This window comes from Verrucomicrobiales bacterium, assembly GCA_016793885.1.
Classification (GTDB): domain Bacteria; phylum Verrucomicrobiota; class Verrucomicrobiia; order Limisphaerales; family UBA11320; genus UBA11320.
In genome coordinates, this window is sequence record JAEUHE010000149.1 from 1 (window position 1) to 25611 (window position 25611).

Annotated in this window: 10 protein-coding genes; 2 read left to right on the forward strand and 8 right to left on the reverse strand. The window is 58.5% G+C overall.

Annotation, left to right across the window (positions count from 1 at the left end; translation table 11 throughout):
- Nucleotides 1–266 precede the first annotated feature (266 nt).
- The 4 genes from JNN07_16565 to JNN07_16580 all read right to left on the reverse strand — a co-directional run bounded on the left by JNN07_16565 (nucleotide 267) and on the right by JNN07_16580 (nucleotide 12354).
- The gene (locus tag JNN07_16565) at nucleotides 267–1214 is read right to left on the reverse strand and encodes a hypothetical protein (protein MBL9169355.1); all 948 of its coding nucleotides are present in this window, start codon (nucleotides 1212–1214) and stop codon (nucleotides 267–269) included.
- A gap of 7 nt (nucleotides 1215–1221) precedes the next feature.
- Nucleotides 1222–3918, reverse strand: a complete 2697-nt coding sequence (locus JNN07_16570; protein MBL9169356.1) for a hypothetical protein — start codon at nucleotides 3916–3918, stop codon at nucleotides 1222–1224.
- A 490-nt stretch (nucleotides 3919–4408) separates the two neighbouring features.
- Complete coding sequence (locus tag JNN07_16575; protein MBL9169357.1) at nucleotides 4409–5566, reverse strand: glycosyltransferase family 4 protein; 1158 nt, start codon at nucleotides 5564–5566, stop codon at nucleotides 4409–4411.
- 131 nt (nucleotides 5567–5697) lie between these two features.
- Nucleotides 5698–12354 carry a lamin tail domain-containing protein gene (locus JNN07_16580; GenBank protein MBL9169358.1) on the reverse strand — a complete coding sequence of 2219 codons (6657 nt, stop codon included), beginning with the start codon at nucleotides 12352–12354 and terminating at the stop codon, nucleotides 5698–5700.
- Nucleotides 12355–12842: 488 nt separating this feature from the next.
- Between JNN07_16580 and JNN07_16585 the strand changes: the two genes are divergently transcribed.
- Entirely contained in the window at nucleotides 12843–16052 is a 3210-nt protein-coding gene (locus JNN07_16585; protein MBL9169359.1) for a hypothetical protein, read from the forward strand.
- A 525-nt stretch (nucleotides 16053–16577) separates the two neighbouring features.
- Here JNN07_16585 and JNN07_16590 read toward each other — a convergent pair.
- Nucleotides 16578–18599, reverse strand: a complete 2022-nt coding sequence (locus JNN07_16590) for a hypothetical protein (protein ID MBL9169360.1) — start codon at nucleotides 18597–18599, stop codon at nucleotides 16578–16580.
- Nucleotides 18600–18739: 140 nt separating this feature from the next.
- Here JNN07_16590 and JNN07_16595 point away from each other — a divergent pair, with 140 nt between their 5' ends.
- Nucleotides 18740–20407 carry a putative transporter gene (locus tag JNN07_16595; protein MBL9169361.1) on the forward strand — a complete coding sequence of 556 codons (1668 nt, stop codon included), beginning with the start codon at nucleotides 18740–18742 and terminating at the stop codon, nucleotides 20405–20407.
- Nucleotides 20408–20655: 248 nt separating this feature from the next.
- Here JNN07_16595 and JNN07_16600 read toward each other — a convergent pair whose 3' ends face one another.
- From JNN07_16600 to JNN07_16610, 3 genes are read right to left on the reverse strand one after another with little or no spacing between them, the layout of a single operon-like run.
- Nucleotides 20656–22011 (reverse strand): hypothetical protein, encoded by a 1356-nt coding sequence (locus JNN07_16600; GenBank protein MBL9169362.1) that lies wholly within the window; start codon nucleotides 22009–22011, stop codon nucleotides 20656–20658.
- A gap of 44 nt (nucleotides 22012–22055) precedes the next feature.
- A complete protein-coding gene (locus tag JNN07_16605) occupies nucleotides 22056–23456 on the reverse strand; it encodes a DUF1501 domain-containing protein (protein MBL9169363.1) in 1401 nt (466 codons plus the stop codon).
- Complete coding sequence (locus JNN07_16610) at nucleotides 23446–25596, reverse strand: DUF1553 domain-containing protein (protein MBL9169364.1); 2151 nt, start codon at nucleotides 25594–25596, stop codon at nucleotides 23446–23448. Before JNN07_16610 ends, JNN07_16605 begins: the two co-directional genes overlap by 11 nt.
- Nucleotides 25597–25611: the final 15 nt, after the last annotated feature.

The window sequence follows — 25611 nt, forward strand, 5'->3', positions numbered from 1 at the left end:
GGCAGCCGAAATTCCAAATCTCCAACGACACACCGAAACTAAAACATTGAGACTCCATCTCTGATGGACTACACCTTTCCCACACCAAGCCACCATAGCTTAACTAACCCTCCAAGTGGCCGGACTATTGGGGCCACCTCAAAGTAAAGTATTACCTTTCGGACGACTTCCAGGATTCATTGGCCATCGTTGCAGAGAGCGACAAGGGTGTCGGTTCGTTGCGGATCGAGGAGGAGGGCATCAAGCAGTGACATGGTGTGGTGGGGCTAGGGGAGCTGGGATGGTGCCGGAGAATCCGAGTAAAGGCGGAAGTAGCGGGTATCGCCCAATGCGGACTTCTTGAGGGTTGCATAATTAGTGTCTAAATCATTGGGCCACTCCTCCGTCCCGTAGTCGCTCCAAGCGAGGCTGTTTCCAACAACCTGGGCAGCTTGAAGACGAAAGTGAGGAAGCCTGTGAGACCATTTCAGCAATATCGAGTCTGCCTGATCCTGCACAGTCAACGCAGGTCGCACGATAAAGAACTGAAAAATCAGCCCCGTGGTCAGAGCCTCCTTTGCAACTTCAGCGGTGTTTGGACACCCGTAAATCATCGATATCCCATCTGCGAGGTCTGCTTGCGCGTCCATCGTGGGCCCAAGTCTATCGAAATCAGGCATCTTCCTTGAGTATTCGATATCGATTAGCAGGTTGCCTTTCAGTGGCGAATAAGGAAAGGAGTTGCTGAGAATCCACCAGTTGTTGAGGAACCTTGCCGGCCCACCCACACAGTCGCCCCCTCCATATACGCCAACCGAGCCTCGAAGCACAACCCTTTCATCCGGACCGATGTTCTCAGCAAACCTCAGCGAGAGGTTGTCCGGTTCCTTCGAAGTCGTGGAGAGCCTTATCACGACGCCATCGAGTGAAGTGCCCTCCTGATTGCAAGTATCCCCCCTGGGGAGTATAGAGTAAATAAAGCCATTTTCCTGCGGTCCCTCGCTGAATTCACTTGCAGCGATGACCTGTTGAAATCGACACGATTCGCATTCATGAAAGTTAGGGGATGGAAAAGTGCCAAATGGGATAACCGTGGCTCCTGCTCCCTCGGTGGTCTCGTTCAGGTTTTTAGGAACAACTGGTGCAAAGAACCACGGAGGAGGAGAGGCAGCGAAGCTCTGCGCAGCGGAGAGCAGACAAACCAGCCCGAAATAATACAAACGAAGTGTCTTCATACATTACCTACAAAAGCGCTAGTGCCATAGCGTCCTCAATCAACGTGCTCAACTCTTGGACCGGATAGAATGGCGAGCCAGCCGGATCTTGCAGGGCCCCTTGAATCAGCTGCCCGGATGACTTGCGATTATTGAAATATACAACTGAGTTAGATCGCCAATGGCTCATGGGAAGCTGATTCGCTACATCGATCACGTTGTTCTCAACATTGCCATTGATGACGTAAGCTAGGTCCACTGCCTTGTCTTGGGATACATCTCCAGGCAATGACGATCCGTCTGGAGATGTCACGTACCGCACTAGGTTATTCTGGATCTGCACATTCCCGAAGGCCCTGAATCTATCGGGAACATAGGGATCCGGAGCAGGCGGATTGAACGGCCCAGTAGGGGTTGCAAGGCACCTGATGGCAATCGAGCGCTGCGACGACGAAACCCCGGTGGGAATGAGCTCGATCGCGTTGTTCTCAATCAAAAGGTCTCGAGTGAAATTGCATGAAATCACTTCCGGCGGACGTGTGGGGGGTGTGGGGTTGTCAGCCGTCACATTAAACATCGGTATGGTGTTCAAGGCATACGTGAACGAATTATTATCGAGGCTTACACTCCGAACGGTGGAGATGATGTTGAAAAGCGCGCTAGGAACGCCACCCACTGTTGCCCCTATTATAGCTATCGGTTGGCCTACTACCAGGCCATGCGGAACAGCGACCGGATTGGGACTACCACCTGTATTATCCAAATGCTTTACGGTGAACGTGGCGAATGTTTCTCCTGCTAGAGCTTCAAGTGAAGAGGCGGAAACCTGTGGAGCGGCCCCAAGTTCGGTGTTCGAATTCCGTCCCATGTTGTAATTCGGCCCCCGTCGCACCCACCTAAACTGATTGTTCCGGATCACCAAACTTCCAGTCGCGGCCGTGTCGTTGTAGGGACCCGCAGACTGACAGTGGGAGATCTGATTCCCTTCGATGACTGAAGACGTGGCTCCAGACATAGCAAGCGCTTGGAAAACAACTCCGCAAGCACCCTGTGTGAGGTCGGAAAGTGTGCCGGAGAGGGAAGGGTCCTTCCCCGTTGCGTAGATCCGCCTACACTTGAATCCTCTTCGAGTCAGACCGTTCCCATTCGCCACAACGGTCCATTCAGCGTTAATGGTTTGATTATCCCCAGAGGTAGGGGCAGCGGGCTTGGTTCCCTCTATCACTACGGTGCTACCGGGGAGCAAGAAGTGTGCAGTCTCAGTTGCCACCGTCAATTCCCACTCGTTCGGTGTGGTCGTGATCTGTGTGAGGCTGGGAAATGGCGTGGTTTGGCTCACCGCCACTCGCATGCTCGGAAATCTGCCTAACCACATTTGGCTGCCAGCCATGGGTGAAGTATTGCGAGGGATGCTGCCCGATGGAGTGTAGCTGAAGGTGGTGGCAGTGGGGACCGGGCTCGCGTCGACCTGAAACGAGCCTACAAAGTCATTGTCGTAGCCATTATTGTAGAAAGCGCCATACAGTCGAAACCAATTCCCAGCTGAGAGTCCGTGGGACGTTCGAGTGGTCACCGTGGCCTGCGTTCCCGTCGCGGGAGTCACCAGGGACCCAATAGAAACCGGATTCTCCACGTACTCGCAGTTGACGTAGTTATTGCGGAACACGCACGATCGGTTAAAGGCGCTGAAACCGTTATACACCGTCGGCGATCCTCCCCGGGACAAAGCCGCTCGGCTACTGAACAGATGGAGGCAGGTCGTTTCCCGCACACTTCTGAGCCCGGGCTGTTCAATCACGCATTCCTCCACAACGCAGTTGTAGCGCTGTCCGTCCGTCAGACTGGTGATGTATTCAGATCCACCGACCCCGATCACGAAACATTCCTGAGTATTGGGAACCGGGTTACCCTGTCGTCCGAAGTTAATCACTCGAATTCTCCGGATCCGCGTCTGACTCCCTCGGATGAAGATCGCGGCACAGGAAAGTTGTGAATTCACCTGTCCAGCGATGTTACAATCGATGGTGAAATCTTCAGCGCTGAACGCGATCAAGGGTTGAAAAGCCAAGGTCATCGTCGCACGTCCAATGGCATAATAAGGTCGATTAAGAAACGCCGCCTGCACCAGCTTCAAGGTCGTCACACGCATGCCAGAGCCCCTGATCTTCAGCCCCGACCACGGTCTCCAACTGGCGGCTGGCTGTCCACCGGCTAGAACCCCACCCAAGCAATCTTCGCTTCCCTTGGTCTCGAAGGTCCCGGGTCCCAGCCATACCGCAATAGGTCCCAGTGTCGACAACGACCGCATCACCGCATCGAACCGATATGGGTCCTTGCGGCAGGTACCTCCAGAGTATGTACCAGCAGTGGTAGCATCTGCAGGCACGAAGGTCCTGAATGTAAAGGTTTTCGCTCCAGTCTTGGTGATCGAAAAAGCCCCCAGAATCTGATAAGCTGCGCTTGTCGAAAAGCCTTCTAGAAGGATGATATCGCCGCTTTCATAGCCGTGGTCAACCGTCGTGGTTGCGACAGCCGTGGTTGCAATAGTCGGATCCAAGGAGCTCGTCCTTACAACGGTCACACTGGCCGGCGGCGATAGGTTTTGCAGGACGGACCCGTCAAAAGGTTGCGCTTCGGTACCATCCCCGGCTTGACCGTCGGTCCTGAGCGCAACATACACGTTCATCCGAACCGGATCTTGGATCAGTGCTTGTAAGAGCGACATGCGTGATGTGAATTGTGCGCAGCGTCAAAGCCCGGACGCTCATTGCATCTTTACCTCTTGATTCTGGAATCAACCTAATCTGTACCCCCCCCCCATTTGTCAAAATATTTTCAAAACTTTTTTCGAGCTATCTAAATATGATGCAGGAGTATCGAAAGTGCTAGTGCGGAATGGGTGCTGGGGCTGGACGGGAACTATCTGCTCCGATGACTGGGGGGGGGACGAGGGACGAGTTTCCGACGGAGGGGGCGATTACGATTACGATTACGATCACGATCACGAGGGGGAGGGAGAGATGTTGCCCGCGGATCACACGGAACACACGGATCAGGAACAGGATCCCTGAGCACATGAATTATTTCCCATCCGAGTCATCCGTGAAATCCGTGGTTACCTTTCCTGCTTCCCAGTTGGTTCCTCTCCGCGCCTTTGTGGCTTAGTGTGAGACCATCGGGTTAGGCCGTGCCCTTCTCTGGGTCACTCGTCACTCTCAATCCTTTCGCCGCTCGGAGGCTGCCAACTCCAGCACTTGGAGGGTCTCCTCCACATTGCGCTCCAGGCGGAGCTGGTCTGAGTCCACCGGGCGCAGCATGAATCGCTGGGAAAACCAATAGGCGATCGCATTCACCAGTCCGGGGACGTTGGAGGGATCCGAAACCACGGTGCCATTGACCCCTTCAACGATGAGCTCGGACGAGCCATTCTGAACCGAACTGATCACCGGCAAACCCGCGGCCATGGCCTCGAACACGACGTTTGCCGACGGCTCGTATATGGGGGGGAACAGAAAAAGATCCGCGGCAGCGTAAGCGTTCTCCACATCCGGCATCGCACCCGCAAAGACAAAATCCTTCGACGTCAAATAGGGCAGACGCCCTTTGCCAACCACCAACAACTTGACGGGAGTTTTGGCCATGCGACGGGGCGGCTTACCTTCCCCGTTCCATTCATTCTCCAAGATCTCAAGGCCTTGTTTGACTCCAAACTGATCCACAGCCTGCAGCACATACTTCAGCCCCTTGCGCTCCCATCCTGACCCCACGAACAGAATCACGAAGTCCTTTTCAGTAAAACCAAAGCGCTTGCGCGTCTCGTCACGACGGCCGCTCTGAAATCGCGGGACATCGATGCCATTTCGCACCAGATGGATGCGTTCCTCCGGAAAGGGAAAGAACTCCAGGATCTCCCGTCGCACCATCTCGGAATTGACAATGATTCGTCGGGTGCGGCTGGGGTCGAAGGTCTGGGCTTCCAACGCCAGCATGTTGCGGTGAAACCCACCCCATTGAGTGAAGGGCTTCTGATACCAGGGGGCAAAGCGCCGACGCTGGTTCAGCCACGCACGATGCACCCCATCTCCCGCGCGATACACATCCTGCCGAAGCGTGCGCTCGAAGCTGAACACACAGTCAAAGCGTTGGGATTGAAGCCTGCGGTCGACCTGCTCGGCGAAACCGACGCTACGCAAAGCTCGCGATGCGCTGGCTGACACGAGATAAACCCTTGTTCCCTCCGGAGGCGAATCCCACTCTTCGGTAAAAAAATGAAGCTCGTGACCAGCTTCTGCCAAACTGGCAACGAGGCGCTGCACGTACAGCTCCGCTCCTCCTACGGAGGAAAAGCGACGTCGAATCAGCGCAAGTTTCACTGCCGAAGAAACTAGAGACCGACAGCGGCGGCTTCAAGCTCTGCCTCGAGAGCCGTGGGCTCGTCAGGGCTCGACGGAGTCTCTCCCTACCCCCAATCGTCACACGGTGGGGCGAGAGTCCATTGAGACCATTACCGCCAGACCGGCCAGGGTGTGATCAACCGATAGATGCGCACAGGATCCGGTGAAGCGGGATCGGCCAGGACTTCCGTTCTATTCGTGCTGCGAGGCAGCAAATGGACCCAATTACTCCACGAGGATCCAGCGGTCTGCGCACTGACTTGGACGGTGTAGGTTCGGTTGGACCGGGCCACAAACGAAAGGATCACCCGCCCGGCATCGTCCGCAACGGCACTCAACCGCAGCTGACTCTCGTGATCGTTCGGATCCGTGTCCGCCAGATACTCCTGAAGATTGCTCATTCCGTCGTTATCGGGGTCCAAAGCCGCATCGGCCGCGGTGCTGGTCGACAACCCATGCGCCACCTCCCAAACATCCGCCATATGATCTCCGTCGGCGTCGGACAGGATGGTGAGGGACGCCGATGAACTCGTCGCCACTCCGACCTGATTGGACACATTGACCGAGTAGAAACCTCCATGGCCGGATTGCACGTTGGTGATGACGTAGAATGCGGAGCTGAGAAACTCGAGATAGTTGGTTACCGCAGCTGCTCCCTTTCGCCACCGATAAGTCAACGGTTCTCCCCCCGTGGTTTCGACGACGAAGATCACGGTCTCGCCCTCCACCGCGGTAAGGCTTAACGGATGCTGAATCACAGCCGGCTTGGTCAAGGTCCGGAGCGACACCGCCGGGCTGGTTTCTGACCTGAGATCGTCGCGCACGACCACGTCATAGTTCCCTTCGCTCGTCGGCTGAGCGCTCGCGATGGTGAACACGTTGCTGGTTGCGCCGTTGATGGGAGCTCCGTTGAACCGCCACTGGTATTGAAGGGTTCCAACTCCGACCGCCGCGACGCTAAAACTGGCAGAAGCACCGACTGCAACCGCCAGCGGTTGCGGAGGAGTCAGCAGCAAGGGCGACTCCAGTTCACCGGCGATGGGGTAGAGCTGGGATGTGGGGATGACTTGTTTCGGGAGATTCGGTGCCGACCACGCCAGCGAAGCCGTCGCTCCGCCACCGTTTTCGTAATATTCCAGACGCAGCTCATACCGCTGTCCCGCGATCAAGCTGATGGTTCCGCTGTTCTCGGTGTCGCCATGGTCCGTCCAGTTATCGACCAGCGGCTCATTATTAATCCACAATCGAATCCCGTCGTCGGAGATCGTAAAGAAGCTGTGCTCGCCGGAATACTGCGCCTGCACAAATCCGGACCACCGTATTGAGAACTGATCCACCGGTAGTCCCGACGCCGGCGAGCCAGCGCCCCAATGGTTGTCCACCACCGGATCTACCCGCGTCAGCCGGGCCCGGGTCGATCCGGGACGCGTGCCGGTAAAGTACTCCGCCTTGAGACCAATGCCATTGCCCGGCGGGGCCGGATTGACCCGCAGTTGCAGCGGCTCAGAGAGGGCGCTCGAAAAGCCATCGTCAGTCACTCGAGCGGTGATGGTTAGGGAACCGGTGGGAACATTCATCCACCGAAAATCAAAGGGGCTGGTGCTCGTTTCACCAATCTTCTGCCCATCGACGAAGTATTCAACCAGCACCGGCTCGCCATCGGAGTCGCCTACCAACACTGTCAGAGTGAGGTCTACGGGAGCGGTATAGATGGATCCGCCCGCTGGGGAAGTCAGGCTGACCTGTGGGAGCTGATTGACCCGATTCGTTCGGCCGGGCGACATTCCCGAGACAAACCAATTAGCCGGGTCGTCAGCATACTGATCGAGACGAACGCGTTGGAGAGAAGGCCCTTGACCATTAGCAGCCGCTGGCCAAGGAACCTGGGGCGCATAGCGAAGGGTATCGATGGTGATCGAAGGAACTCCATTGGTGGATGGTTGCCCGGGCATGGATAGCTCGAGTCGTTCGCCATCATCCTGTAGCGCGCCGGTCCACGGACCGAACACGGAGACGGAAGCCGGCACCCGGTACTTGGCACGGAAGAGATCCGGCTCGATCCCCACCACCAGGAGCGTTTCCCCAGGCGACAAGGTCACATTGGCTGGGAACGAGAAACCAAGACCGCTCAACCTCCAGGTGTTGGTCGGATACGCCGCATCGTAAAGCAGCACAGGCTGGCTCGAAATGTTTCCCAGCTCTACAAACTCATCCTGTCCTGGGCGCGGATGATACATGACCTCGGAGATAACGATCGGACCGATCTGCGGTCCCAAATTGACTGCCCCGAAACTGTGCGCGACCTGGGCGGGGTAGTGCACCTCGGGAATGCTGGTAAGGTATCGTCCGAAGGACACGCCCTTCTGAGCGGCGCCGAATCCAAATCCATCACTGTAGCCCGTCAACTCGCCACTGGCATCGCCAGAGAATAGGTAAACCGAGTCTCCTTCGCTGTTGAACGAAAAACTCGTGAGCGAACCTGGGCTGGGATTGAACTGAGCCTCGCTCAGAACCGTGAAGCCGCCTGCAGCAATGGACGCCCCGGCGGGGAAGCGGAACTTGCGGGGGACCGCGGGGTCATCCGTCAACCACCATCCCGCGAGGCTCACCGAGGAAGCCGTTGGGTTGAAGAGTTCCACTTGATCCGTCTGGTTCCCCAAGCCCGCGGTCAGAATCTCGTTGATGACAATGGGAGGTATCGTGTTGGCCGGATCGTCCTTCCCGGGGGAGCCCCCGGGGAGGCTGCTCGTCCGCCAGGCGAGGGGATGGTTGAAGCCAGTGCGGGCGTCGGGATCCTTTAGCACCAAGGAAAATCCCAGACCGTCGGGAGTCACCGGCCACGGTGCTCGATCCCCATAAGAGAAAGACCAGACTGCCCCGGCCACCGGATGACTCAGCGTCAGGGCCTCGCCTGCGTTGTCCAGACGCCCGACGTACGCCCCCGTCACTTTCAGCCCGGGATAACGTGACTCCAACAGCGCCTGGTTGCGACCCAGAACGATGAACTGGCCGGGCGAGACCGCGGTACCCGCGGCGAATTCAAAGGTCACGCCCGAGCCGAAGAAAAACCCGGTCAAATCCAACGTCTCCAACCCGACATTTTTGAGCTCGATGAATTCCAGTTCATCGCCCGAAACATCTCCGAGATCGGCGGGATGATACATAACCTCAGTCAACCGCAGCGCGGAGAAGTCTTGATCAGCGTAAAACTCAGGTTCAACCAGGGCGCTCCAATTCGATCCACTCTTAACCCGTGCGCGAATCTTGGTGTAGCCCAACAGGGAAATGGGCGTCGAGTAAGGTGTGGCCGAAGCGGCAATCTCCCCCCCACGTCGGCGTGGGTCCGATCCATCCAGCGTGTAGACAATAGTCCCTTCGCCGTTGGGGTTGCTCAGGCTCACAAGCCCGCCTAGGGGGAGCAGTCCGCCGAACTGACTAAACACGGGAGGAGCGAGATCCGGATAGAGGCCGTCGGCGATCAACTGATCCATCATCACGGTGGTCCGATTGACCAAGAAATCATTGAGCACAGTCTCGCACGCCGCCCGCCAATCAGCCTGCGTAAACGGGGCCGTCGGGCGCTTGGAGTCCCCCCAACGCGCCGATTCACAAATGACCGCCCGCTCGATCTCCGCCATGCGCCTTTGGAATCGAACCCGGGCCGCCTCGGCCGTCAGCGGCCCTCCGTTAAAGCAATACTTCTGCAGACGGTCGGCCACTTTCAGCCGAAACTCCGGATTAGAATGCAATTTGAACCACAACCGTTGCGGATTGCTCGTATCGACACTCGCTCCGGCGCCGAAATCAATGACGTAGCCAGTCCCTTGCCGATGGATGCCGGTGCGGTCCTCAAACAGGTTCAGCAAGGTGTGCTCCGAGTCATGAACCACAAAGCGGAATCCACCCTCTCCTTCCCGATCCCGCATCCCGTACCAGTTGTTGGGAGAATTGTTGCCCAGAAACGCGGAGATGGGGGCATCCAGGTTTCCGCCGAAAAGAATCACCAGCATGTAGTCGATGAGATTTCCAACATCCAATAAAACCGGGTAGTCGGGGTTGCGCGTGCCGTCGGGATTATTCCCTTGAATCCGCTCATAAGCGGCATCAGTTGCCAGACCCAACTCGGCCTGTTTCCAAAGATTCGTCCAGGCGGTCATGTTGCCATCCGTTGCATTAATCGTGTAGGGGCCAGCCTCCACCTTGACCACGTCGTAGTTCTCTTCCTTACCCCCAAAGTAGGATTCTCCAAACGACGCCTCGGGGCGTTCTTCGGTGTTGTAGAGACCCCAATAGACGCCATTGATGTAAAGATGATAGTAGTCTCCGTGTGCTGAGGACTGTCCTAAAGCCAGTTGGGTGTCGCGCGAAAAGACGTCGCGAATAAAACACCCGCGCGCGTCTCCCTGAAAGGCCCAGGAATAGTTCTGAAAGGTTCGCAGATCGAACTTATCGAAGCTCGCGGCGGCGTCGGGTCCAAAGACCGGGAAATTCAGCTTCGCCGCTCCATACTCCTCGCGAAAGAAGAAGCGGAATGCATGTTTGGGGTTGTCCGTGCTTCGGCTGAACCCACCACGCAATCGGATCCCCCCGTTCACCTGAAATCCTTTGCGTCCATCCGGATAGATCAGCTCCAACGACATGGCCCGCTCCCAAGCGGCTCCATCCTCGCTGGGATTGGCATAGATCCCACGCGTCGCGTTAAAGAGATCGTCGAGCCTCATGACGATCGAGAATGACGGAAGGCTCTTGAGGTCCTCGCGAATGGTCTGGCCATAGACCGGATGATTCACGATTCGGGGATCCATTCCATAATCAACCGTGTTAGCCCCCCAAGTTGCAGGCCAGCCGGGAGGCGTCTGACGATTGGGGGACTGCTGCACCACATCCTCCACGAAGAGGTAGGTGTGAGTGTCGACCGCGGAGGGCGTGAAGCCTGGGGCGAACGCGGCCGCGCGGATGGTCGTGGTGCGGGCGATGGGAATGGGGGAGGAGTAGACAAAACCGTTGGTCAGCGAAGGCGGCGATCCGTTGGTCGTAAACCGGATCACAGCTCCCGGGGTTTCACAGGTGATGCTCAGGCTGAAATTGGTTTCGTAGAACCCGCGGTCGTGGCTGAACTTGGTATCCGAGACGAAAGCATACCCCGGAGCTTCGTTGAACGTTCCCGGAGAAGCTTGAGCGAAGTATTGATTCGTGCTGTTGGCATAACGATACCCGACGAGTTCTCCGGTCCAGAGCTGCTCCGCATCGGTGCTGGAGCGAACAAGCCCCTGAATGGCGAGCACGTTCGCCCCGGGCTTGAGAAGACCCAGGTGGGGAGTTAGATTTATCGTTTCCGGGAATACGGCCAAAGACGGACTTCGGGCAGCCGACGCGGCCGAGTTCCATACGGGAGCGAGGGGCGCCAATCGAGAGGCCGTTGGAGTGCCGTTGAGGGAGACAACGAAGCCATCGTCGTAGCGGGCCAGGAGAGCCAGTCCCGAATGCTGCCCCACCTCACCCGTCGCTGCGAAAGGGATCCGCAGATAGACCGTGGTGCTTTGCCCGGCCAGTGAATCCGCCAAGTCGGTTCGGATCAGTGGCGCGTAGGCAATCACTTGATTCTCCACGACCACAGTGGACCGCACCGGCAATCCCCCACGACCCGCGTCACCCACCAGGGCGAAATCGTTGCTGCTCCATGCCGTTCGGTTGCCGGCGGCCGCATAAAGCTCGACCTCCGAGCCCCCCAGACGATCATACATCATCAAGCGCACGGGATAGTCTCCGGCGACTCCGAAATTGAAGGCCGCCAAGGTTTCAGAAGCGGTCGTGCGATTGCTCGACACGGTAAAGTTCCCAACCGTCAGGCGAAATCCAGCATCACTGTGCACCCCGAAGGTCCAAAAACCAGGTGACGGAATAGAAAGCATGCCCGTGGCCTCCAGGACAAAGTCATCCACATTCACATTGGTGGCGACGCTTCCCGGAAACGGTGCGTCCAGGCGATAGCGTCCCGAGTTGCCGGTGCCCAGGTAGTTGATGGTCGGCCGATTTTCCGCCGATTGCGAAACCTTCAGGGCGGCATTGGTAAGGACGGCCTCGGCAGTGTTGAGGTTCGTGACCGCCAGGCTGGCCTTGATCCATCGAACCGCGAACCCGGAACTCAATCGCTGATAGCCGACCCCGTTGGTTCCAATGAGCCAGGCGGAATCGTCGAACGCGGGGGAGGTCCAGGTGTCGCCCAGAGTGCCATCGGACGGAACCCGATAGCGAAGCGGCGCCTGATCGGTGACATAGACTGTGCGCTCAACCGATTGGCGAACACCGTAGGAGACATCCTGAACCTGGGGCGGATAAGCGTTGAATTCCGAGGCTTTGAGAACGCCCCCCGGTTTCACCAAAGCGAGGTAACCGCCCTTGGCCGACAGACTGAAGTTCGCGTGCAGGGGCGATCCGGCCGCAGTTCGATTCTTCCCGGAGGCGAAAACAACCAAGAAATCGTTGACCAAGAGGTTCGTGGAAGGCAGACGCCACTTCGTGAGAGCACCGGCGTCATCGGTTAAAAACCATCCCGCTAGATTTACCGGTCCAGGTCCCTGGTTCTGCAGCTCGATCCAATCCGAAGAGGCTCCATCCTCGTCTTTAAGGCCATGATCATTGCTGGCCACGAACTCGGTGATGATCACCTCCGCCACCACGGGATGGAAGCCCAGGACCGTCGCGGTAAGGACAATCAGCATCCAGTTGGGTAACCGCAGGAATAAAGCAGGTTGAAGATAGCGCATACGTCGTGGCACAGGCTCGGCTTGGGAGTTACGGGACCTTACCCACGGTGTTGGAGAAATGTCCATTCTTGCTTACTCTCTGGGGTCAAATCGGTCATTTCCAGCCTATGCTGGTCCGGTGGAGGTATCGGCATTTTACCGGAGAAAGTGAGCGGAGATAACCCTGAAGCCAGGGATGGACTAACCACGGATGGCACGGATCTCACGGATCAGGAAAGCGATCCCCTTGGAAATGTGTTGCTGGGGACCGTGGGCCCATCAGGGCTCGACGGAGTCTCTCCCTACCTCAAATCGAATGACACCCCCCTTTTCCACCCGCCGCGTCTTTTTTCTTGTCCGCCCCGCCCACGGTTGCCCATATTCCGGAACCATCAGCCCCTCGAATCCAGGATTCAACCTGCCATTGCGGCAGGCACTGACGTAGTGTCATGGCCACAGGCAGGGGATGTGGGATTGATGGGCGTACCCAAATAAGTAACCAGAAACCCATGAAAACTCATCACCCCTCACGATCTGTCGCGGGAGCCAGGCGTGCTTGCCTCGGCCTGCTGCTGGCTGCCGGAGCGAGCTTACCTAGCCAAGCCCAGGACATTCCCAAGCTTTTTGCGCTTTGGGACTTCAACGATCCGGCCGTTTCAACCTCCACGGCGGACAAGCTACGTGGTTTCCCCGGCCAGCTCGTGGGCGCCGTTTATAGCGCCGATGCGGAAGGCCGAACCGGTGCGGCGGGCGACTACGCCATGGATCTAGGCCAGGCCGCTGGCGATGGTCAGTATGTTCTCGTCAACAACGCCAACTGGCTGAACTTCGCGGGCGCGGCGGACACCATGACCGTGGTCTACTGGCAGAAGCTCTCCGCCGTTGCAGCCAGCTCCGCCTACTGGATGGTATCTCCCTCCAGCTCGGGTAACTTCCGCGGCAACCAAGTGCATTCCACCTGGAGCGACGGCACGATCTATTTTGACACCGCCGGCTGCTGTGGTGGCCCACAACGGTTGAACATCAGCGCCGGCGGGGCGGATCTCACCACCTGGCATCACTTCGCCTTGCTGAAGCGCGGGGAGCACAAGGAGATCTGGATGGATGGCGTGAAGCTGGCAGAGTCAGACAGTGCGGCGCCCCTCCCCACCGATTTCACGCAATTCCTCATGGGGGCGGAAGTGGGTGGTGCCAACAGCATGCGAGGCTGGTTGGATGACTTCGCAGTTTTCGGCAGCGGACTGAACGAAGCGGATATCGTAGCCCTAGCCTCAGGCAGCATCTCGCCGGATGCGCTTTCGCCGGACACCGATGGGGACGGAGTTCCCGATTGGTATGAGGACGAGAACGGGCTCAACAAGGCAGTCGCCGACGGCAATCTGGATGCGGATGCCGATGGTTTGAACAATCTGCAGGAGTATCTGGCCTTCACCGCGGCCAACAACCCCGACACGGACGGGGACGGCGCCAAGGACGGAGCGGAGACCGGGACGGGTGTGTTTGTGGATGCCAACAACACCGGCACCAACCGCCTCAACCCGGATACCGATGGGGATGGTGTTCAGGACGGAGCCGAGACGGGAACCGGCACTTACGTGAGCGCCAGCAACACGGGCTCCAACCCGCTGCTGAAGGACAGCGATGGCGACACGTTTCCGGATGGAGCGGAGGTGCAGCTCGGATCTGATCCCACTAAGTCGAGCGCCACTCCGATCAAGGTCGACAACGTCAACCTGCTAGCCTACTGGGACTTCAACGACGCGAGCGTGGCTGGCTCGACCGCCGACAAGGCTCACGGCCTGGTGGCCAACCTCACTGGGAACGCCGACTTCTCGGCCGACAGCGCCGGTCGTACGGGTGCGGCAGGTGACCGTGCCCTTGACCTCGTGACCCTGGGTGGAACTCTGGCGAGAGCAGAGGCTCCCGGACAGTTCGCCTCTGCAGCTGGAGTGGGCGATGCCATCACGATCTCCTACTGGCAATCCCTCAGCGAGACACCGGATACCATGTCCGCTTGGCTGAATTCTCCATCATCGGGAGGAGGCCGTGGAGCTGCCACTCACAACCCCTGGAGCAACCGCAACATTTACTGGGACACTGCGGGATGCTGCGATGCTGCCACTCAGCGGATCAACCAAGCGGTCGATGCCGAGTTCGACTTCTCGGTCTGGCATCACTACGTCTTTGTGAAACGCGGCAGCAAGAAGCAGATCTGGATTGACGGCGTGCTCTTCCTCGAAGGGAACAGCACGGCGAAGCTCCCGGTGGATTTCGATCGAGCGTATATCGGTGGCGGGCCTGGCTTTAACAGCGCTCGTGGACTGATCGATGATTTCGCGATTTTTGCCAAGGCCTTGGATCCCGCCGAGATCGCGGCACTCGCGAGCGGCGCGTTGCTGCCCACGCAGCTCTCCGCGGATACCGACGGTGATGGGATGAGCGATTTGTGGGAAAATGCGTTCGGCCTGAATCTGAACTCGCCGGCGGATGCGAGCAACGACCCAGATTCCGATGGAGCGACGAACCTTCAAGAATTCCGAGCGGGAACCGATCCTAAGAATCCGGATTCTGACGGCGACGGGCTGCAGGATGGGGTCGAAACGGGCACCGGCATTTGGGTTAGCAATTCGAACCGAGGCACCAGTCCCAACTCGGTGGATTCCGACGCCGACGGTCTCGGCGATGCCGTCGAAACAAACACCGGCGTCTTCCTGGACAACACCAACCCCGGGACCAACCCCAACAAGGCGGATACCGATGGCGATCGATTCAATGACGGGCTGGAGATCACCCTCGGTTTCTCGCCAGTTTCGGCAGATTCCGCGCCTCTTAAGGTTGGTAAAGTCAACCTGATGGCGCACTGGGACTTCAACGATCCCTCGGCAGCAGATCTGGCGACCGACCGCATTCAAGGCCTCACGGGAACTCTGGAGAGCGGTGTGGTCTATACCGAGGATGCCGCCGGTCATACCGGCCAATCTGGCGACTACGCCGTCGACTTCGGTGCCGACGGCGGCTCGCAGAAGATTCGAGTCGACGGAGTGTGGGCTCAGCCCCTTGGCGCATTGAATCAGGTCACCGTCGCCTACTGGCAACAGCTCACGACCGTCGGAAGCAGCTTCGGATTCTGGTTCCAATCTCCCATCTCGGGGGGTGGACGCGGGATTTCCGGGCATACGCCGTGGAGTGATCGGACCCTGTACTTCGACACCGCGGGTTGCTGCGGCGGAGACCAACGGATCAACAAGACCGCATCGGCCGAGTTCGATTTCCTGACCTGGCACCACTATGCCTTTGTCAAGGACGGCTCGGTGAAGCGGATCTACATCGATGGTGAACTCTTCCTCGAAGGCACCGGCACGCTGCCTCTGCCGGGAGACTACACCGAGGTCATCATCGGAAACAGCACGACCACCCCGGCGACACGCGGTAAACTGGACGACTTCATGGTGTTCGGTAGCCCGTTGAGCACGGCGCAGATCGCCGGACTCGTGGCCGGGACCATCCCCACAGACGACGTCTCGACCACCGAACTGTTTAGCTCGGCTTCGGTAAATGGGCCGTTTGCCAAGGAAGCATCGGCCACGGTCGACCCCGCTGCCAAGACCATCAGCGTCGCGGTGAGCGGATCGGCCCGCTTCTACCGTGTGAGCTCGGAATCGGCGGTAACCATCAAGGGCATCACCGTTCAGGGCAACACGGTGACGATCACCTACTAATCGGACTGCTTTAGCAGCCCGACCGAATCGCAAGGCCACCTCCTCAGGGAGGTGGCCTTTTTGCTGGTTGGGCCAGGCGGGGGCCCACCGGGATGCCGAGCGGCGGGGCAGGGTCCTGCCGGGTACCGAGGCCTTCGTTACAGAATTGTAACGAAGATCCTCGTGATAAATGGAGGGCAGCGGCGTCTATCACGTATCGTCCTGCTGATGGCCGCCTCGATCCCGGGCTTGGACCCGGACTTCTTCAAGCGGCCGTCGGCCGGACTTGTTTTTTGTACGAGTTCATCCCCGCCCAAAGCAAAACATCCATCCGGTCAATTGGGGTAGAGAGGGGAAGCGCCTCCTAATCCTAAGCAGGAGAATGGAAACCACGGGATTTCACAGATGCCACGGATCCGCAAAGACTTGGAGGCCAGACCCTCATCACTCTGAGAGGGAGTGCGAACTCGTGCTCAAGAATGTCACAACGCCTTCTGAATCCGTGTTATCCGTGCAATCCGTGGTGAGTCCATCTCCGGTTCTAGGCTAATGGGCATCGAAGTGAACGCCCCTGCCATGCGAAAGTGCCGATGCCACCAGTTTGGGACGAGGGTCGCGAACTCGGCGTGGTCCTGGTTGGATGACGGGGTTGAAACTCCGCGCCACCTCTAAGGATCGCAGCATCGACGCTTTCTTATTCTGATGCGCCTCCATCCGGCGCAATATACCATCCAAGGCTCGTACCGCCGCCACCAACTGTGGGCCCTTATTCAGCATCACGCACTCCGCACGAACACCCATAGCGGCATCGGTTACCTCCGCGCGCGAGGGCAGACCGTCGCGGGCGAGACTCTCCAACACCTGAGTAGCCCAGATCACCGGCATGTGGGCGGCTTCGCAAACCCAAAGAATCTCCTCCTGTATCTCCGCCAATCGTTCGTAACCACACTCGACGGCAAGATCCCCGCGGGCGATCATCACTCCCACCACCGGACAGCTCATGGCAGCCAACAGTAAGTAGGGCAATTGTTCGAAAGCGCTACGGGTTTCGATTTTGAGTACAAGCCCCAGGCGCTCTCCCTGGAGACCCTTCAACTGGGCTTGAATGGCCTCAACGTCGGCAGGCGTCTGCACAAAGGAGTAACCCACCAGATCCGCGTTTGTGACCACGAAGGGAAGATCTTCGACGTCCTTCTCGGTCAAGGCCCGAAGGCGGAGACGGCTGCCGGGAAAGTTTATGCCCTTGTCCGCCCAGAGTTTTTCGCCCTTCGCTCTGGCATGCACTATCCGAACCTTGAGCCGATCCGGACGTGCTGACTCGATGATGCCACCGATCTTCCCATCATCGAACCAAACTTCCTCACCGGCCTTCACATCCAGAAAGACCTCTGGAGCGGTGCAACCGATTCTCGCTGGACGGGAGACTCGCCCCCCGGGTGTAACGCGAGCAGGCCGTCCGGGCCTGAGGGAACGGCTCAGGTGCAGCAAGTCGCCGACCTTGAGCACGATCGGTTGCCCCTCCGGAGCGAGCGCCGACACGCATGTTTCCGATTCCTTCGGCCGCTTCTGCTTACGATCGTCTGTCCCCCGAATCAGGCGGAGTTTGGTCCCAGCTCCAATGAACGCGGTCTTGCTCGATTCGGCCCACCATCCACTTCCCTCACGGGCCACGATCACCAAGAGTCGGCGCTTGGCGCGCAGATCGGTGAAACGGACAGCATCGCCGACTCTTAATCTCGACAACCATTCCTTCGGGACAGGAACTGTCGCAGCGGCGTTGCTGGATGGAGGCTCAGGGTGATCATCAACCGTCATCCAGATCTTCGCGGCCTTTACCACGCGCCCCATGGCGTCGCGACTAGGTTTCCACTTAATGACCGCGTCACAGGACTCGATGGGGCCAGTCCGAATTTTGGGTCCGGCCAGGTCCATATGTATCCGGCAGTTGCGACCCACCTTGGTTTCCGCTTGCCGCAGGTTCTGAATCATTTGCGACCAGACCCGGGAATCATCGTGGGCACAATTGATTCTGAGGCAGTTCATTCCTGCCAGGAGCAATTCCTCCATCAACAGCGGGCAGGTCGCCGCCTCCTCAGACATCGTCACCATGATGCGGACAAATCGCGGGGCAGGCTTTCGGCCTAACAACTCCTCCGCCCGCGTTTTCAACAGAGATCGGCCCTCCCGAAAACTTACTTCTAGCGAACGAACCGCGGTCTGGCGCTTCTTCGAGAGCAAACTTTCCAAGATAGCGATGACTGAGTCGATAGTCGCCAGCACATGAGACTCAGCTCTTCCCAGGGATGATAGCCCCACTGCGGCCAACCCCTCTTGCAAGCTGCGCAAATCATGCTGGCGCATCGCGAGATAGTGCACCAAATTCTTGGCACTGGCCAACTGGGTAGGATGCACCTGGCGCAGCAGACGTTCCGCCCGCCGTTCCGCCTGCTCAAGGTCTGAACGGAGCGATGTCAGTTGCCGCCAGAGAAGATCCAGCAGCCCAGAATCCCAGTCGGGTGTCCCACTCATCGTGTGGTTCAATTTGTAGACAGTGAGTGGCAGCTTCACTGCTATTCGGTTACGAGTCCGTAACAGTCTCAGCGCGGTTCCGTGCTTGTCACGGCCTGCGTTTCGCCTCAGGATCCAGCTGGCGTGTGGCAAAATCCCCTGCCCCGCTTCCCCTTTTGTCCGTTCAATTTATGACCGTGGTGTTCCATTTGTTAGATGAGCAACCGATCGCGAAAGCGCTGGTGGTGATCGCCTTGGTGGCCGCAGGTGGCCTGGCACTGGGCAGTTTGCGATTGGGGGGGATTCGCCTGGGAGTCGCTGGCGTGTTGTTTGTAGGCATCCTGGCCAGTCGACTAGGACTCTCGATTTCGCCGGAATTGCTGCCCTTCATTCGCGACTTCGGGCTCATCCTGTTCGTTTATACCATTGGGATGCAGGTAGGTCCTGGCTTCTTCACCTCGCTGCGACGGCAAGGACTCCCGTTGAATTTTCTTGCGGCGCTGGTCGTGTTGCTGGGTGCGCTGGTCACGATAAGCATCTCCTGGCTGCTGAACATCGATCTAGCAGCGGCCGTGGGAATTTTCACCGGGGCTACCACAAATACTCCGGCCTTGGGAGCGGCGCAGGAGGCACTACGCAGTCTGCCCGATGTTGAGGCCTCGCGCCAGGGCCTGCCGGCCATGGGTTACGCGGTGGCTTACCCTTTCGGCATCCTGGGCATCATCCTCGCCATGGTGGGGCTCCGCTGGGCGTTGAGGATCGATCTGCCGAGCGAAAGTGCCGCACTCAGCAAGGAACAAGCCTCCAAGACCGAGACCTTGGAGCGACGCAACCTAATCGTCACGAACCCCAACCTGAACGGGCTCAAACTCCATCAGATTCCGGGCAAATCCCAGCTTGAGATCGTCATCTCCCGCATCCGCTATGTTGGTGAGGTCGAAGTCTCCTCCGCCGACAGCAATACCGTCATCCATGTGGGAGACGTAGTTCTGGCCGTTGGTACCCGGACGGCCCTGGATGACTTCAGCCTGATCGTCGGGCGGGAGACGAGCGAGGACCTCAAGAAAGGAGTAGGTGCCGTCACCGACCAAAGGTTTGTCGTCACCAACAAACAGATTTTGGGCAAAACCTTGCGCGAGCTGGGCTTTACGGAACGATTCGGCGTCACTATCACCCGTGTCACCAGAGCTGGCATCGAAATGACCGCGGTCCCCAACCTGCGATTGCAGTTCGGGGATATGCTTAGAATCGTTGGGCCTCAGGAGGATATGTCCAAAGCCGCAGTCCTGCTGGGCAATTCGCTCAAAGACCTCAGCTACACGGACCTGATTCCCGTTTTCCTGGGCATCCTACTAGGCGTGCTAGCCGGTCTCTATCCCATCTCCCTCCCGGGTGTCCCCACCCCGGTGCGCTTGGGTTTGGCTGGAGGACCGCTGATCGTCGCCATCCTCCTGAGCCGGATTGGCCGCATTGGACCTCTGGTTTGGCACATGCCAGCCAACGCCAACGTGCTGCTGCGGGAGTTCGGCATCGCCCTGTTTCTGGCCTGCGCGGGCTTGAAAGCGGGAGAGCACTTTTTCCACGTGCTACTGAGCGGGGAGGGCCTCGTTTGGCTGGCAACCGGAGCTTGCATCACACTCATTCCACTCCTGGTGGTGTCTCTGCTGGCGCGTCGAGTGATGAAGCTCAACTTTGTGTCCCTCTGTGGGTTGCTGGCGGGGAGCATGACCGATCCACCTGCGTTGGCCTTCGCTAACGCTGTCAACAAATCTGATGCTCCGTCGGTAGCCTACGCCACGGTTTACCCCTTCACGATGCTGTTGCGTATCCTGGTCGCGCAACTGATCGTCCTTTTCTTCTGTCGCTAGCAGCCTGTCCGCTGTTGGTTTCCTTGAAGACGGAGCGAGATGAGTTGAGGCAAAAAGACCGATTCTGACCCGGCAGCCGGATTTTGAATTCTGGCAGGCCGACGTCCAGAGACCCTGGAATCAAGGAATAGCCATGGTGGTCAACTTATAAAACGATATTCTTAGTCCGACGGCCTGCTAGAAGGCACAGCGTGCGGTTCGAAGTTGGTTTGAGCGTCAAGAGCAATAGGTGGATGGGGGGGATAGCCTTAGGGGCGTTGGGCGCCTGCCAAGGCCGGATCGTCCAGATCGAGTCGGTAAAGGATCTGATTGTAGTTATAGCGGGGGGTAGGAACCGGCCGATCGGCGAATTCGGCTGTATATGTCCCTTCGAAAATAAGAATCGGGGAGTTCGTCGGCGTGAATTCAGGGTGCAAACGCGGGTTGTAAAAGGTGTAGTTGTCGTGCGAAAGAACCTTCACCGCACGGCCCCATGGTCCTGTCGGCGCATCCGCCTCCGCATACCACAGCTCGCCGAGACTCGACGGCTTGCCACCTTTCTCCATAAAGACGGTCACCCAACGCTTTCGGTAGTCGTTCCAGGCAATGTGACCGGTATGGGGCTTGACGGGCTGCAAATCCTTCGCGGAGGAAAGTGTCGGCTGGGGCTTAAGAAGCTCCCAACGCGAAGGATTCTGCCAGTCCTCGAATGTAGCAGGACAACGCAATACCGGAAGCGGATTGCCGAAGAGAACCCAATCCCGACCCTGGCCGTCCTTCCAGAGCGCCGGCTGACCTTCGGGGGCTGGAGGCTGCCTAGGAGACTCCTGGGTCTTGGTCCAGAGCACCCGGAGCTTGTCAAATTCCTGCGTCCGGTCGTTCCAAACGCAAAGACCCGATTCATAGGCCTCGAGATGTCCCTTTACCTTGATATAACACGCGCAGAGCCGGGAAGTGCCGCTGCGGTCCGGCAGGCTGACATAGCCACTCATCCAGGTGGGACCGGTTCCGGGCATTTTAGCAACGCCACGCAGTTTCCCGTCGGAGTCACGAAAGTAATCGAGTTTCAGACGCAAGGGAGGCTCAAAGGAGGCCAACGGCTGCGGGGAGGTCGTCGCACTGCTCATGTCAAAGATTCCGAGTGGGTAGTGCGGCAGCGTGGTGTCTCCCCAAGCCCAGAAAAGCCTTCCTCGATGCACCGCATTCTGGACGCTGTCACTTCCGAAAACGCCGGATTCCCGCCAGTCCAGCTCACGCCCCAGCTTTTGACTCTCAGCGAAGATCCCAGCCCCGGTCGACCGACCTAAGCGCTTGGCGACGATGGAGCGATGAACCTCGACTCGCAGTGTTCCGCCACTTTCGGGCTTAAGGCGAACTCCCGACATTCCGAACCCGTCCTTAGGCAGGCCATACCCATGGCCGATGACATCAAACCACACTTCACGACCCAACAACTCCGGTGCGTCCAATGCGATCACCCCAGCGTTGTCCGTCACAAAGGTGACCAGATGCGTGGTGCGAAGCTGCACCAAAGGGACAGGCCACCCGTTTTGCCGATCCACCACCTCAATCCGGCAGGGTTGGATCGCGGCCGGAAGGCGGACAGCCAGACTCAAGGAACCGATGAGAGCCAGGGCCACTAAATGAATATGGTTTGCCATGTTTGCGCCTAACCGGCTGATCGCAGGACCGCCTGGATCACTTCGCCCGAAACATCTGTCAGCCGAAAGTCTCGACCGCCATAGCGATAGGTCAATCGGGTGTGCTCCAGCCCCATTAGATGCAGAATCGTGGCATGATAGTCGTGAACATGAACCGGATCCTTCACGATCGAAGCACCAAACTCGTCCGTCTCACCATGCGCCATTCCACCTTTTACTCCCGCCCCAGCCAGGAGGCAGCTAAACGCCTTGGCAAAATGGTTTCGCCCCTTGCCGTTGCTGCTGTCCGTCCAAGGCGTCCGACCAAACTCAGTGCAAATCACGACCAAGGTTTGCTCGAACAAACCTCGCTGCTTCAGATCCGTGAGCAGCGCCGTCAAGGCCCGATCCACCCGGAGCGCCTTGGGTCGGTGCGCCTGCATATCGCCATGCGAGTCCCAGTTATCGTGCGACCCGGTATCAATAAGCTCGACCACACGCACCCCGCGCTCGACCAAACGACGCGCCATCAGGCATTGCCAGGCAAACGATGTGCGATCTCCCGCCTTCACTCCATAGGCCTCCAGCGTCTCTGGCCGCTCCGCAGCCAAATCGAACACCTGGGGTGCTTCCAGCATCATGCCACGCCCCGTCGCGAAGCTCTGAATTCGAGCCTTCACACTCAGGTCGCCAGGACGTCGAGCGGCATGGGCCGCATTCACATCGTCCAACATCCGCCGCTCCAGCTCGGCCAAAGTGCCAGGGCGTGGGATCGGCTTGAGGTTCGGAATCGGGTCCTCACCCGGAACCACTCGCACTCCCTGGTGGTGAGGTGGCAGAAATTGGGAATCCCAGACCTGGGCTCCAGCATAGGGCAAATGCTCAGCCAGGACGAGATAAGAGGGCAGGTTCGGGTTTGTTGTGCCCAGGGCATGGCTCAACCACGCGCCGATGCTCGGCAGCGGAATCGTCGCGGACCCCGTGTGCATGGCCAGAGTCGCCTGAAAGTGTTCGACGATATCAGTGTGCAAACTCCGGATCACACAAAGATCATCAGCAACCGTACGCAAGTTGGGGAACAGATCACTGAGCCAAAGACCCGATTGTCCGCACTGTCGGAACGCAAAGGGCGAGGCCAGCAACGGCTGTTTCTTCGCTTCGTCGGGTCGCAGCCCAAAAGCAGGGATCGCCTCTCCGTTCATCGCTTGGAGGCGGGGTTTGGGATCAAACGTGTCCACGTGTGAGAACCCGCCGGTCAGAAAGACGAACAGCAGATTCTTGGCAGGCGCAGGAAAATGAGTGGCGCGTGGGGCCAGGATTCGTGCTTCCCCTTGCACCGCCGCCTGCATGAGCCCAGGCCAGCAGCCAAGACCGGCGGAACCAACGCAGCCTGCGGCAGACCTCAAAAATCGACGACGGTTAATCGACATAGACGAATTCGCTGGAGTTCAACACAACGCGGACGTAACTCGTCCAGGCTTCCCTCTCCGCCTGGTCCGCCGTCAACCCGGCCATCCGCCCGGCTTCCCGGCAAGTTCTCAAAAACTCTCGCATTCTCTTGACCTCGCCCGAATGCGGGCGCCGACACCAAGCTTGTTCAATGGTGGACTCGATCCGCGCCGCCTCGCCATCCACCCCGACCGGCAGTTGCTGCGCCCAGGCTTGGGCCGCCTCCGCGATGAAGGGGCTGTTCATGAAGTACAGCGCCTGGAGCGGCACCGTCGAGGCAGTTCGCACATCGGTGGATAGATTGGCATCCGGAGCATCGAACAGTCCCAGATAAGGATGCCTCTGCAGTCGTTGCCGCATCAGGTAGACGCTTCGGTGACGGGACTCATACACCGTTTTGAAAGGATTGTGCTGCGTCCAATGCCACTCCTCGATCGGCGGAAATGGATGCGGTCCGGGCCGATTCGTATCCAAGAGTCCTGAGACAGCGAGAATCGAATCGCGCAAGGCCTCCGCATCCAGCCGACGCCGGTCAAATCTGCTGTACCACACATTCCCTGGATCCTTGGCGACGGAAGACTCCGATTCGGCGCTCGCTTGTTGCCATACGGCAGAGTTTAGGATCAACCGATGCATGGCCTTGATCGACCATCCGTGTTGAACGAACGAAAAGGCCAAGTAGTCGAGCAGCTCCGGATGCGACGGTGGCTCGCTGCGCATGCCCAAGTTTGAGGGGGTGCTCACCAGCCCTTTCCCGAAATGATGATGCCACAGCCGATTGACCATCACCCGCGCCGTGAGCGGGTTCCCAGCCTGCGTAACCCAGTCGGCAAACTCGCGGCGGCCACTGGTCCCGGGCGCGATATGCAAAGACGCTCCTTGGCCGAAAACCGCCGGAAGGCAGCGCGGCACTATCGGCCCCGGCTGTGATGGCTCCCCCTTCTCATGAATGAACTGGTCAACAGGCTTGTCGTCGACCACTGCGTAAGCCACCGGCAGATTAGGCAACGCGCCCGATCGCTCGCGACGTTTGAGCTCGGTACGCAACACCTTCAGCTCAACTTCCAGATGGTCTCGACTTTGCGCATTGGTGTTGCCCGCCGCGATCTCCTTCTCCAGACGAGCCAGCTCCGCTCTCAAGGTCTCCAATCGAACACGGTTGAGCTCCAGCGGACGCGCGGCACTCCCGGGTGGCAACAAAGGAACAAACCCCATCCTCGGCAAATTCTTCGATTGAAATTCCTCGGAACCGGCATAGGGGAATCGGGTGCTGGCAAAAAGCCCGTACATGCCATAGTAGTCCTGCTTGGTTAGAGGATCGAACTTGTGATCGTGGCAGCGAGCGCAACGCATCGAGAGCCCCAAAAAAGTGCGGGACGTTGTGTCAATCGCATCCTCGATCGTCAGGTGCATCAGCTCGAACGGCGCGGTAGCGTATCGACGCGATAACGCCAGGAAACCGGTAGCAACAATGCGTTCTGCGTAGCGGTCGGCGGGCCCATCCTTCGCCAACACATCCCCCGCCAGCTGCTCCTGGACGAACTGATCGTAGGGCTTGTCCTGATTGAATGAATCGATGACATAATCGCGGTAACGGGAGGCCTCCGGCACCGGATAGTCGGCATTGTCTCCCGCGGTGTCCGCGTAACGGGCAACATCCAGCCAGTGACGTCCCCACCGCTCGCCATAGCGCGGCGAGGCGAGTAAACGCTCGACGAGGTTACTAAACGCGGCTGGAGAGGTGTCAGTCAGAAAAGCCCGCACCTCGGCGGAGGTCGGTGGGAGGCCCACGAGGTCGAAGGTGGCTCGCCTGAGCAAAGTGAACTTGTCCGCCGTTGGCGCCGGCTTGAGATGGACAGCTTCCAGCCTGTTAAGAATGAATGAGTCGATAGGTGTGCGGCACCATCGCTGGTTTTGGGGTGAAGGAATCTGCGGCGTCCGGACAGGTTGAAACGACCACCACGAAGTCGAATTGGTTGGAATCACGTCCCCTGCCATCACGCGCGTTGCGAGCAGGAAGAAGCACACCACTCGGAGAATGGAGGCCTGCCACCTCCAAGACTCCAAGGCTCCCCTCGCCAGGGACGCAACGCCGTGTGGACTCGGAATGCGCCTATGCATGGTTATCGTGACAGC